Consider the following 11866-nt stretch of genomic DNA (forward strand, 5'->3'; position numbering starts at 1 on the left):
GGGGCCGTCACGACCGAAGCGGAAGAGCCCGATGAGCCTGAACCACGGAACCGTCGCCGATGCCGACCGGGGCAACTGGGTCGATCATTTCGCGCCGCCATGGCTGCGCCCCTATGCAAGGCTCGCGCGCTGGGACCGGCCGATCGGCTGGCGGCTGCTGCTTTTGCCGTGCTGGTGGGCGGCGGCGATGGCGAGCGGCGTCGCCGGCTCGTCGCTTCCGAATATCGGGCACCTGATCCTGTTTGGGATCGGCGCCGTCGCCATGCGCGGCGCCGGCTGCACCTATAACGATATCGTCGACCGCGAGCTCGACGCCGGCGTGGCGCGCACCCGCTCGCGGCCGATCCCGAGCGGCCAGGTCAGCGTCCGCAACGCCAAGATCTTCCTGATCCTGCAGGCGCTGGCCGGTCTCGTCGTGCTCTTGTTCTTCAACTGGTTTTCGGTGGCGCTCGGCGTCGCCTCGCTCGCGGTCGTCGCGGCGTATCCCTTCATGAAGCGGATCACCGACTGGCCGCAATTCGTGCTCGGCCTCGCCTTTTCCTGGGGCGCGCTGATCGGCTGGTCGGCCGTGTTCGGCAGCCTGTCGCTGGCGCCGCTGCTGCTCTATGCCGGCAGCGTGCTGTGGACGATCGGCTACGACACGATCTACGCGCTGCAGGACATCGAGGACGACAAGATCATGGGCGTGCGCTCGACCGCCCGCCTGTTCGGCGACCGCGCGCCTGAGATGGTCGGCCTGCTCTATGCGGGGTCGGTGCTGCTCTGGGCCGGCGCGCTCGTCGCCGCCGGCGTCCATTGGGCGGCTTGGCTCGGGCTCGCGCTCTTCGCCGCCCATCTCGCCTGGCAGGTCCTGAGCGTGCGCCTCGACAACGACGCGCTGGCGCTTCGCCTGTTCAAGTCGAACTGGCCGGCCGGCCTGGTGTTCTTCGCCGGTCTCGTCGTCGCCGGCTGGCTCTGAGGCCCGGTCGCGCAGCACGGCCCGCGGGCCGTTTCCGGTATTCACGAACACGTCACTTGATGATCTCGGGCAGTCGCGCGCTATTCAGCGCGTGACTTTGCCTGCGCATGGAGAATTGCAACAGAGATTCATTTGGGAGCGATAGCTTATGTCTACAGAAGCACTTGCCGCCGTTTCCGAAATCAATCCTGGGCCCGTCATCGACGCCGTGCTCGGCTATCGCGATACCGCCGCCATGAAGGCGGCGATCTCGCTCGATCTTTTTACCCTGCTCGGCGAGGCGCCGGCGACCGCCGCGACACTCGCGGCGCGCACCAGCGCTTCCGAGCGCGGCCTGCGCATCCTCTGCGACTATCTCACCGTCAGGGGAATCGTCGAAAAGCGCGGCGATCGCTATCAGCTGAGCCCGACCAGCGCCGTCTTCCTCGACAAGCGCTCGCCCGGCTACATGGGCAGCATCGTCGATTTCCTGGCGTCGCCGGAGATGGTGGCGCTCTGGCTCGACGATCCCGTCGCCTATGTGCGGCAGGGCGGCTCGCTCGGGCTCGCCAACATGTCGCCGGAGAACCCGATCTGGATCAAGTTCGCGCAAGCCATGGTGCCGCTGGTGATCGGCAGCGCCGAGGGGCTGGCGGCCGAGGTGGCGACATGGCCGAACCCGCCGCGCAGGGTGCTCGATATCGCCGCCGGGCACGGCTTCTTCGGCATCGCGGTGGCGCGCGCCGTGCCGGATGCCGAGATCGTCGCGCTCGACTGGCCGTCGGTGCTGAAACTCGCCGAGCGCAACGCCGCCGACGCGGGAATGGCCGGGCGCTATTCGACGATCGCCGGCAGCGCCTTCGATGTCGGCTGGGGCTCGGATTATGATCTCGTGATGATGCCGAACTTCCTGCACCATTTCGACCACGAGACCTGCGTGCTGCTCCTGCGCAAGGCGCGGGCGAGCCTGGCGCCGGGTGGTCGGGTGCTGGCGGTCGAGTTCGTGCCGGAGGAGGATCGCGTCTCGCCGGCCTGGCCGGCGGCCTTCGCCATGATGATGCTGGCGACGACGCAGCGTGGCGACGCGTATACGGCGAGCGAGCTCGATCTGATGGCGCGGGATGCCGGCTTCTCAGGCGCCAGCGTGCAGCCGATACCGCCGTCACCGGCGAGCCTGGTGGTGTTCGAGGACTAACCCGATTAGTCGCGGGCGATGATCTCGCGGCCCGAAAGCGTCTCGACCTCGTTGTAGAAGCCGGTCTTGCGGCGCTTCAGGAAGCGCGGGCGGCGGCGGGTGATCGAGGCCGGGGCGCGGCGCGCCTTGGGGTCGCCGACAACCAGCGAGCCGAGCTGCTCGAGCGGCGCGCGCACCGTGCCGTCGCCGTCGACGATCAGGAGCGGCAGGCCGAGCGCGCGGCCCCAGGCCTGCCAGTCGGCCGCGACGTCCTCGCCGTTGCCGAGATCCTCGACGACGACCAGCGGCAGCGACATGGCGGGATCGCGATGCATCAGCTCGACGACGGTGCGGACCGCGCCGGTCTCGGGATCGCCGGACATCCGGACGGCGACGCCGCGAAAGGCGCTGACCGGGGTGGAGAGGGTGGTCGGGATGCCGCCGAGGCGACGCTTGATGATCGCCTGCTCGCGGTCGAGATAGACGGCCGGGGTGGTGGCCGAGGCCGGGCCGGCGAGGGTGGCCTCGTAGCGGACGGGAAGCGCGAAGGGATCGAGGCGGAGATCGTTGCCGGATGCCTGAGCCATGCTGTTTGCCATCGTCTTCAACTCCGTCGCTGCCTTGTTTCGGTCCCGCCACCGGGCGGTTAACAGGACCTTAAGGGGAGGGATCCGCTTGACCGGGCCCGCTCTTTGTTGAGGCGACAATGCCACGCGATCGGCCATTCAGAGCTTAAGGGACATGGTTAACGGCCCGGCGATCGCGGGCAGGGTTAGCGGCCGGTGATCGAAGACGGTTGACGAAAACTTGCTGAATTGTGGCAGCGGCGGCGGCGATGGCGGCAGCCCGCCATTTGCGCCGGGGACCATCCCGGCGGCGTTCGGCCAGAGGCCCGCGCGTCGCGCAACCATCGCATGCGGAGAGGGCGCATCTCCCTGTGGGCATCTCCGACGCGCGACGGCGAACGTGAACTTTTGCAGCGCCCCGGGACCGGCGGAGTGTGAACTCTTTCGCCTTCGGCTCGTCGAGACGGAAGTCGGCAGCCCCACGCTCGGTCGTCATCCCTGCGAAACCAGGGATCCATGCATCCGAGATCTGGGGAGGTTCGTCCTGCCGGCAACCCGGCTGGATGGATCCCGGGTCAAGCCCGGGATGACGGCGAGGGTGGGGAGACGACGTCTGCCTTAGAGCCGCAGCATCTTGCCCGGGTTCAAAATGCCCTTCGGGTCGAGGGCCAGCTTGATCGTCCGCATCATGTCGATCGCCACCGGTCCCTTGGCATCCGGCAGGAGGTCGCGCTTCAGGCGGCCGATGCCGTGCTCGGCCGAGATCGAGCCATGATAGCGGGCGACGATGCCGTGCACGAGGGCGTTGACCTCGTCCCAGCGCGCCAGGAAGGCTTCCTTGTCGGCGCCGACGGGCTGCGTGATGTTGAAATGAATGTTGCCGTCGCCGAGATGGCCGAAGGGCACCGGCCGGCAGCCGGGCACGAACGCCTCGACGGCGGCGATCGCCTCCTTGAGAAAGGCGGGAACGCTCGCCACCGGCACCGAGACGTCGTGCTTGATCGAGCCGCCTTCCGGCTTCTGCGCCTCCGACATGCCGTGCCGCATCCGCCAGAACGTGTTCCGCTCGGCGAGCGACTGCGCGATGGTGGCGTCCTGCACGACACCGTTCTCCAAGGCGGTGCCCAAAATGTCCTCGATCGCGCCGCGCGCCGCCTCGTCGGAATGGCCGGACGAGATCTCCATCAGCGCGTACCAGGGCGCTGTTGTCGCCACCGGCTCGCGCGAGCCGGGGATATGGCGGAGCACGAAATCGACGCCGATGCGCGGCATCAGCTCGAAGCCGGTCAGATCATGGCCGGCGCGGTCGCGCGCGAGATTGAAGAGGGCAAGGGCTGCTTCCGGATCGGCCAGCGCCGCGAAGGCGACGGCCTGCCCCTTCGGGCGGGGATAGAGCTTCAGCACGGCGGCGGTGATGATGCCGAGCGTGCCTTCGCCGCCGATGAAGAGCTGCTTCAGGTCGTAGCCGGTATTGTCCTTGCGCAGCGCCCCGAGGCCCTCCCAGATCCGCCCGTCCGCCAGCACCACTTCGAGGCCGAGCACGAGGTCGCGCATGTTGCCATAGGCGAGCACGGCCGTGCCGCCGGCATTGGTCGAGATGTTGCCGCCGATCCGGCAGGAACCTTCCGAGCCGAGCGAGAGCGGGAACAGCCGGTCGGCCGCTTCCGCCGCGGTCTGGACGTCGGCGAGGATGGCGCCGGCCTCGACCGTCATCGAATAGCCGTCGGCGTCGACGGCGCGGATCTTGGTCATGCGATCGAGCGACAGCACGATCTCGCCGCCGCTCGAATCGGGAACCTGGCCGCCGACGAGCCCGGTATTGCCGCTCTGCGGCACGATCGCGGTGCCGGTCTCGTTGGCGAGCGCGAGGATCGCCGACACTTCCGCCGTCGAGCCGGGGCGCAGCACGAGCGGCGTTTCGCCGACATACTTGTCGCGCCATTCCATCCGGTAGGGGCGCGTCGCTTCCGGGTCGGTCAAGGCCGCGCCGGGCGCGACGAGGGCGGCGAAGCGGGCGATGAGCTCGGGGGTGGGGCGGTTCAGCATGATGGCGGGTTTCGATCCTTGGGCTTCCGCCGTGCAGGATACGCGCCTCGCGGCCTTTGTAAAAAGCCGGCATGCGGGGGCACGAAAAAATGTCGCCGGCCTGCTGCGGCAGGCCGGCGAGCACGGGCGGGTCCTCCCCAGGCGACAGGATCGCTCGACCCATCCCGTTGATCGGGAAATGGCGACGGTCTCGTCCGTCAGCGGTGGCGCGATCGTCGCGCCACCGGATGTCTTAAGCCGCTAGCGGCAGTTGTCCTGGCCGGGCCGGCAGTTGCGGCCGCGGTTCTGCTGCGGCCGGTTGCGGTTCTGGTTGTTCGGCCGCGCGTTCTGCTGCTGCGGCCGAGCGTTCTGCCCCGGCCGGGCATTCTGCGGCCGCTGCTGCGGACGGGCGTTCTGCGACGGGCGCTGCTGTGGGCGGGCGTTCTGCCCTGGCCGCTGTTGCGGCCGGGCGTTCTGCCCAGGGCGCTGCTGCGGACGCGCGTTCTGCGACGGGCGCTGCTGTGGGCGGGCGTTCTGGCCAGGACGCTGTTGCGGACGCGCATTCTGCCCGGGGCGCTGCTGCGGACGAGCGTTCTGCGACGGACGCTGTTGCGGGCGGGCATTCTGGCCAGGACGCTGCTGCGGACGGGCATTCTCCGGCCGCGACGGCCGCGTCACTTCGGGGCGGTTCGGCCGGTTCGGACGGCTCTCCGCGCCGGGGCGACCGGTCTCGGGACGGTTCGGACGCGTGTTCGCCGGCCGCTCGGGGCGATTCGGACGCCCACTCTCGGCGCCGGGCCGGTTCGGCCGATTCGGGCGGGCATTCTCCCCCGGACGTTCGGGCCGGTTCGGACGACCGCTTTCAGCACCCGGACGGTTGGGGCGACCGTTCTCGGCTCCCGGCCGATTCGGACGGCCGGTCTCCGTGCCGGGACGGCCCGGACGATTGTTGTTGTCACCGGGACGACCGGGGCGGTTGTCACCAGGACGGCCGGGGCGATTGTTGTCACCGGGACGACCCGTCTCGGGGCGGCCCGGGCGGTTGGGCCGGTCGGGGCGATTCGGCCGCTCGGGATACCAGGCGCCCGGCGGACGCGGGCGATGCGGCGGGCCGGGACGCCAGCCGGGGCTGCCATGCCAATGATGATGGACCCAGACATTGTTCCAGCCGCGATTGTTCCAGCCCCAGCGATTGTTCCAGGCCGAGCCGACCAGGATGGCGGTGCCGAACACCAGCGCGCCGGTGGCCGCCGTCGTGAAGACGTCGGCGGAATTATAGACCGGCACGTAGATGCGTTCGGGCTCGGCCGGGGCGATCGAGATCACGCGCGGCGCGCTCGGCGTCTCCTGCACGACGGTGACGACCTGCTGCGGCGTCGTCTTCAGATTGCCGACCTTCTCGGCCTGCGCGCGCAGCAGCTGGATGACGGTGGCGACATCCTCGGGCTGGCGATCGAAGGCGAAGCCGAGCGATTCGGTCCATTCCTCGTGGTCGACGAGCATCTCGACGACATCCGGGAAGCGCAGCAGCGCCACCACCGGCGCGTCGAGGCCGAGCTTCTCCGCTTCGGCGTAGTCGCCGGCTTCCGCCGCCTTCGGATTGTCGAACAGCCATTGTTCGGCCTTCGCCAGCTGATCCGGCCGGGTGCTCGCCGAAAGCACCAGCGAAAGCAGGGGATCGGGATAGAGCGCGATCGGGCCGAGCAGGTATTCGAGTTCCGACACCGTATAGAGATCGGGATCCTCGTCGCTCGCCGCCGCGGTGGCTTCCGCGGCGCCCGGCACCCGGTCGGGAAGGGCGGGGGCAGCGCGCGGCGCCTCGGGCTCGACCGGCTTCTGGTCGTCCGGCGCCGGGGTCGAGTCGGCCTGGGCGAGCCGTGCGGGAGCCGTCAGCGTCTCGGCGAGAACGGGGTAGATCGTTGTCGACCAGCCGAACAGGGCTGCTACCGCCAGTCGTGAATAGTTGCCTGTCCCGAGCCAGGTCTTGTCTTTCAAGCGTGGCGCCATGCCTGGCCCCTCCTATCGGTCGAATGCCTTAATGATTGTCACAATGCCCCCGTTTCCGGAAGCGTTCCCCGACGTCCGGCTTGCCCGATGGTTAAATCTGGGATGCCTCGCCGCGAGGCGGGATTCGGTGCCTAGGACGCGTCCCGTCCAGGTTGCATCGGCCGGTGGGGCCGGGGCTCGCTTCCGCGTTCCGCAACAGGCATACACTGAGTGTGATGACCGCTCCGTCGCTTCGTCTTGAAGCGGCAAAGGGCCTGTGCGATAGGAAGCGCGCCTCCGGACGCTACGAAGAGGGAAAAATAGGCATGACTGAAGCAGGCGGTTTGTTGAAGGGTAAGCGCGGGCTCGTGCTGGGCGTCGCGAACAACCGGTCGATCGCCTGGGGAATTGCCAAGGCTGCCCACGACCACGGCGCCGAACTGGCCTTTACCTACCAGGGCGATGCGCTGAAGAAGCGCGTCGAGCCGCTGGCCGCCGAGCTGAACGCGCTCGTCGTCGGCCATTGCGACGTTTCCGACGCAGCCTCCATCGACGCGGTCTTCGCCGAAGTCGAGAAGCAGTGGGGCAAGCTCGATTTTCTCGTGCACGCGATCGGCTTCTCCGACAAGGACGAGCTGACCGGCCGCTATGTCGACACGAGCGAGGGCAATTTCAGCAAGACCATGCTGATCTCGGTCTATTCGCTGACCGCCGTGACGCAGCGCGCCGAGAAGCTGATGACCGATGGCGGCTCGATCCTGACGCTGACCTATTACGGCGCCGAGAAGGTGATGCCGAACTACAACGTCATGGGCGTCGCCAAGGCCGCGCTCGAGGCGAGCGTGCAGTATCTGGCGGTCGACCTCGGCCCGAAGAACATCCGCGTCAACGCGATTTCCGCCGGCCCGATCAAGACGCTGGCCGCCTCGGGTATCGGCGATTTCCGCTATATCCTGAAGTGGAACGAGTACAACGCGCCGCTGCGGCGGACCGTGACGACGGAAGAGGTCGGTGATTCCGGCGTCTATTTCCTGTCGGACCTGTCGCGCGCCGTCACCGGCGAAGTCCATCACGTCGATTCCGGCTACCATGTCGTCGGCATGAAGGCCGTCGACGCGCCGGATATCTCGGTGATCAAGGACTGACGAATGCGCGCTCCGGTCCGCCGGAGCGCCGCCCTGCCTCTACCGGGCGCCGGTTCGCCGGCGCCTTCTTGCCCGATACCCCTGCGCCAATGCGGAGTCTCGCCATGCCGATCCTCGTCTTCATCCGGCACGGGGAGACGGACTGGAACGCCGAGGGCCGTTTCCAGGGGCAGCGGGACATTCCCTTGAATGCGCGCGGACGCATCCAGGCGCAGCGCAATGGCCGCGTTCTCCTCGAGCGCATGCCCGAGGCCGCCGGCTTTGACTTCGTCGCCAGCCCGCTCGAGCGTACCCGTCAGACGATGGAAATCGCCCGCGGCGCCATGGGCCTCGACCCCTCCGCCTATCGCCTCGATCCGATCCTGAAGGAAATCACCTTCGGCGACTGGGAAGGTTTCACCGCGCCGGAACTCGAGGCGCGCTGGCCCGAGCAGGTGGTGGCGCGCGAGGGCGACAAATGGGGCTTCGTGCCGCCCGCCGGCGAAAGCTACGAGATGTTGTCGGTGCGGATCGGCCAATGGCTCGAGAGCCTCGACACCGATACCGTCGTCGTCTCGCATGGCGGCGTCTGCCGGGTGCTGCGCGGCCTGCTGCTCGGGCTCGACAAGGATACGACGCCCAATCTCGACGTGCCGCAGGACCGGATCTTCGTCTGGAACGGCGCCGCGCACTGGCTCTGACGGCTCGCTGACGATCCGGGCTTTCAGGCCTGCCGACTTCTCAAATATCTGCCAGACTTCTCTGTTGCATCGCGAGCGCTGTGACGCTGACCGCGATCGCGGATGCATGGCCCCCAAACGAGAACGACGTCCGGAGGGGTGCCGGGCGTCGTTCGCGAGGTCAGTCAGGTAGAGATGAGATCGGTTGGGACCGATCGCAAGAGGTCGTGGGTCGATCGGTCGTACGACCGATTATTCAGCCGGTATTCGGCCGATCCCTTCACCGATTACTGGGTGGCTTACTTGGTCGCTTACTTGGCGGCGGGATAGGGATTGAACGCGCCGAGGCCTTCCGAGCCCTGGTGCGCGACGCCGACCGTCTGGCCCGGAAGAATGCCGAGCAGCTGGTTGCCGTTGGCGAACTTGAAGGTCTGGCCGTCCTGCAGGGTCAGCGTGCCGGTCGAGACATTGACGCTCTCGACCGAACCTTCGGTCTGCTCGGCGGCGATGGCGGCGGCACCCGAAGCGAGGAAGGCGACGGAAGCAGCGGCAAGGATGAGATTACGCATGGGAGGTCTCCTGGTCGAACCGGGGTTCGTTCGACTTATTGCGCCCGTTTTCGGGAGGGCAATTCCCGCCGCCTGTCGGGGGGAGGCAGGCGGAGGAGACAGGGTCCGGCTCGCCGGACGCTGTCAGGGGGATGCGATCCATAGAGGGAGCCGGGCTCCCCGGCGGATCAGCCTCGGCTGTTGTCGGCGCGGGCGGGGTTCGGATTGAAGGCGCCGAGACCTTCATTGCCCTGATGCGAGACACCGATGTTCTGGCCCGGAAGGATACCGAGCAGCTGCTTGCCATTGGCGAAATTGAAGGTCCGGCCGTTCTGCAGGGTCAGCGTGCCCGTCGTGGCGTTGACGCTGACGACGGTGCCTTCGGTCTGCTCGGCGGCGATGGCCGCGGCGCCAGAGGCGAGGAAGGCGACGGAAGCGGCGGCGATGATGAAATTGCGCATTGTCTTAAGTCCTTGTCGAACCACGGGTTCGACGTGATTGCGCCCGATTTCGGGAGGGCGATTCCCATTGCCTGACGGGGTGGACAGGCAGGCAGTTTCTTGGCTGGAGGCAGTGTCCGGTCTGCCGGACGCTGTCTCGAAGCTCAGTCGGTCCAGGCGGGAGGCGATCCTCCCGACGGATCAGCTATTGCTGCTGTTCGAAGCGCGGGCCGGGCTCGGGTTGAAAGCGCCGAGGCCTTCCGAACCCTGATGCGAGACGCCGATGTTCTGGCCGGGGAGGATGCCGAGCAGCTGCTTGCCGTTGGCGAAGTTGAAGGTCTGGCCGCTCTGCAGGGTCAGCGTGCCGGTCGTGGCGTTGACGCTGGTGACCGTACCTTCGGTCTGCTCTGCGGCGATGGCGGCGGCGCCCGAAGCGAGGAAGGCGACGGAAGCGGCGGCGATGATGAAATTGCGCATGGTATCAAGTCCTTGTCGAACCGGGTTCGACGTGATTGCGCCCGATTTCGGGAGGGCGATTCCCATTGCCTGACGATGTGGGCAGGCAGGAAGTCTTCTTGGCTGGAGGCAGTGTCCGGCTCGCCGGACGCTGTCTCAAAGCTTGGTCGTTCCGGGCGGGATCAGCTGTTGCTGCTGTTCGAAGCGCGGGCCGGGTTCGGGTTGAAAGCGCCGAGGCCTTCGTTGCCCTGGTGCGACACGCCGACGTTCTGGCCCGGGAGGATGCCGAGCAGCTGCTTGCCGTTGACGAAGTTGAAGGTCTGGCCGCTCTGCAGGGTCAGCGTGCCGGCGGCGGCGTTGACGCTGGTGACGGTGCCTTCGGTCTGTTCAGCCGCGATGGCGGCGGCGCCCGAGGCGAGGAAGGCGACGGAAGCGGCGGCGATGACGAAATTACGCATGATAAGTCTCCTGGTCGAACGGGGGTTCGACATGCTTGCATTCTGGGAGGGAGGGAATTCTCTCGCCCGGGGGGAGGGAGAGGCTGCGGGCCGTCCGGTTGGGGGAGCCGGACGTTGGCCCGCGGTCAGTCGAGGTCAGGTATTCAGAGAAACTTCAGGCAGCTCAGCTGTTGGTGCTGCTCGAAGCGCGGGCCGGGGCCGGGTTGAAAGCGCCGAGGCCTTCCGAACCGTTGTGCGAGACGCCGACGGCCTGGCCGGGCAGGATGCCGAGGAGCTGCTTGCCGTTGGCGAACTGGAAGGACTGGCCTCCCTGCAGGGTCAGCGTGCCGGCCGAAGCGTTGACGCTGGTAACGGTGCCTTCGGTCTGCTCGGCGGCGAAGGCGGCAGCGCCGGAAGCGAGGAAGGCGACCGAAGCGGCGGCGAGGACGAAATTGCGCATAATAAGTCTCCTGGTCGAACGAGGGTTCGACATCGTCATGTTCAGTGGGGAGGGGGGAGTGCGGGCCGCCCGGTAGGGGAGCCGGGCGCTGGCCCGCGGTCAGGGGAAGTCAGGTACTCGAAGGAACTCTAGGTAGCTCAGCCGTTGCTGTCCGAAGCGCGGGCCGGGTTCGGGTTGAAGGCGCCGAGGCCTTCCGTGCCCTGGTACGACACGCCGACGGCCTGGCCGGGGACGATGCCGAGGAGCTGCTTGCCGTTGGCGAACTGGAAGGTCTGGCCTCCCTGCAGGGTCAGCGTGCCGGCCGAAGCGTTGACGCTGGTGACGGTGCCTTCGGTCTGCTCGGCTGCGATGGCAGCGGCGCCCGAGGCGAGGAAGGCAACCGAAGCAGCGGTGATGATCAGGTTACGCATTCTATATTCTCCTGGTCGATATCGGATCGACCTGCTCTCCGGGGGCGGTTGGGAACCACGGGGTTGGTTCGCTTTCGTTTCGCTTCCGGTGAGCTGAAATTGGGTAGCAGGGTCAAAAGCTACAAGGGGTCGTTTTTTCGGTCGAGAGGCCCTTAAAAAGCTAGTGACCGATACGTAATGCATTTTTTCGTGAAATTTTCCTAATTTATGCTCCTGAATCGGGCGTTCAGGAGAAATTCGTACCAAATCGGCTATCCATTGTTCACCGAATTTGGTGAGACTGTTCAATAACATGCATTGCTTATTGTTGCTGGGGCTCACTATTTCGTGAGGCGCCCGGCAAAAAGGCGCCCAAAGCCATGGCGCAAGCAGGGCGGCGCTGGGCAAAACGTGGCGGGACCGTCCGGGAATCCATCAAATCCGCGTGATTCACGGTTCCGATTGGGAGGGCGGGGCGAAAAGATGCCTCTTGCGCGCGAGGCGGGCGCGGCCGTCATTCCGGCGGCAGAAACGATAACGGCGCCCAGAGGGGTACCGGGCGCCGTTCTCAGGGAGCGGAAGAAACGCGGAGGTCAGTCACAAACGCCGCTTCGGCTCCCCATTCGGACAGGGCGGGGGAAGCC

Annotated in this window: 14 protein-coding genes; 5 read left to right on the forward strand and 9 right to left on the reverse strand. The window is 67.1% G+C overall.

Going from position 1 to position 11866, the window contains the following annotated elements:
• Positions 1-31: 31 nt before the first annotated feature.
• Positions 32-958: a 4-hydroxybenzoate octaprenyltransferase gene (ubiA, locus tag AC6HZP_RS08165; RefSeq protein ID WP_497526165.1), complete on the forward strand. Its 927-nt coding sequence runs from the start codon at positions 32-34 to the stop codon at positions 956-958.
• A gap of 148 nt (positions 959-1106) precedes the next feature.
• Complete coding sequence (locus AC6HZP_RS08170) at positions 1107-2132, forward strand: methyltransferase (RefSeq protein WP_497526166.1); 1026 nt, start codon at positions 1107-1109, stop codon at positions 2130-2132.
• Between the two features lie 5 nt (positions 2133-2137).
• Here the strand turns inward: AC6HZP_RS08170 and AC6HZP_RS08175 are convergent, their stop codons facing one another.
• Together AC6HZP_RS08175 and AC6HZP_RS08180 are read right to left on the reverse strand one after the other, a co-directional pair.
• Positions 2138-2698 carry a DUF6101 family protein gene (locus AC6HZP_RS08175; RefSeq protein ID WP_497526167.1) on the reverse strand — a complete coding sequence of 187 codons (561 nt, stop codon included), beginning with the start codon at positions 2696-2698 and terminating at the stop codon, positions 2138-2140.
• 597 nt (positions 2699-3295) lie between these two features.
• Entirely contained in the window at positions 3296-4723 is a 1428-nt protein-coding gene (locus AC6HZP_RS08180; RefSeq protein ID WP_497526168.1) for an FAD-binding oxidoreductase, read from the reverse strand.
• Here AC6HZP_RS08180 and AC6HZP_RS08185 point away from each other — a divergent pair.
• Positions 4722-4967 carry a hypothetical protein gene (locus AC6HZP_RS08185; protein ID WP_497526169.1) on the forward strand — a complete coding sequence of 82 codons (246 nt, stop codon included), beginning with the start codon at positions 4722-4724 and terminating at the stop codon, positions 4965-4967. The genes AC6HZP_RS08180 and AC6HZP_RS08185 overlap by 2 nt on opposite strands.
• On the opposite strand, the gene AC6HZP_RS08190 is transcribed toward AC6HZP_RS08185, so the two are convergent.
• Positions 4964-6709, reverse strand: a complete 1746-nt coding sequence (locus tag AC6HZP_RS08190; protein WP_497526170.1) for a DUF3300 domain-containing protein — start codon at positions 6707-6709, stop codon at positions 4964-4966. The genes AC6HZP_RS08185 and AC6HZP_RS08190 overlap by 4 nt on opposite strands.
• Before the next feature lie 305 nt (positions 6710-7014).
• On the opposite strand from AC6HZP_RS08190, the gene fabI reads away from it, so the two are divergent.
• Both fabI and AC6HZP_RS08200 read left to right on the forward strand, forming a co-directional pair.
• The gene (fabI, locus tag AC6HZP_RS08195) at positions 7015-7833 is read left to right on the forward strand and encodes an enoyl-ACP reductase FabI (RefSeq protein WP_201403087.1); all 819 of its coding nucleotides are present in this window, start codon (positions 7015-7017) and stop codon (positions 7831-7833) included.
• 104 nt (positions 7834-7937) lie between these two features.
• Complete coding sequence (locus tag AC6HZP_RS08200; protein ID WP_244669863.1) at positions 7938-8513, forward strand: histidine phosphatase family protein; 576 nt, start codon at positions 7938-7940, stop codon at positions 8511-8513.
• 290 nt (positions 8514-8803) lie between these two features.
• Here the strand turns inward: AC6HZP_RS08200 and AC6HZP_RS08205 are convergent, their stop codons facing one another.
• From AC6HZP_RS08205 to AC6HZP_RS08230, 6 genes are all read right to left on the reverse strand, one after another.
• Positions 8804-9061, reverse strand: a complete 258-nt coding sequence (locus AC6HZP_RS08205) for a DUF1344 domain-containing protein (protein WP_201403088.1) — start codon at positions 9059-9061, stop codon at positions 8804-8806.
• A 167-nt stretch (positions 9062-9228) separates the two neighbouring features.
• Complete coding sequence (locus AC6HZP_RS08210; protein WP_497526171.1) at positions 9229-9501, reverse strand: DUF1344 domain-containing protein; 273 nt, start codon at positions 9499-9501, stop codon at positions 9229-9231.
• 180 nt (positions 9502-9681) lie between these two features.
• Positions 9682-9957, reverse strand: coding sequence for a DUF1344 domain-containing protein (locus AC6HZP_RS08215; RefSeq protein ID WP_201403090.1), 276 nt, complete (start codon positions 9955-9957; stop codon positions 9682-9684).
• A 161-nt stretch (positions 9958-10118) separates the two neighbouring features.
• Positions 10119-10394, reverse strand: a complete 276-nt coding sequence (locus AC6HZP_RS08220) for a DUF1344 domain-containing protein (protein WP_201403091.1) — start codon at positions 10392-10394, stop codon at positions 10119-10121.
• Positions 10395-10557: 163 nt separating this feature from the next.
• The gene (locus AC6HZP_RS08225) at positions 10558-10833 is read right to left on the reverse strand and encodes a DUF1344 domain-containing protein (RefSeq protein WP_201403092.1); all 276 of its coding nucleotides are present in this window, start codon (positions 10831-10833) and stop codon (positions 10558-10560) included.
• A 137-nt stretch (positions 10834-10970) separates the two neighbouring features.
• Positions 10971-11243, reverse strand: a complete 273-nt coding sequence (locus AC6HZP_RS08230) for a DUF1344 domain-containing protein (RefSeq protein ID WP_497526172.1) — start codon at positions 11241-11243, stop codon at positions 10971-10973.
• Positions 11244-11866: the final 623 nt, after the last annotated feature.

Source organism: Kaistia sp. SLG-1, assembly GCF_059699055.1.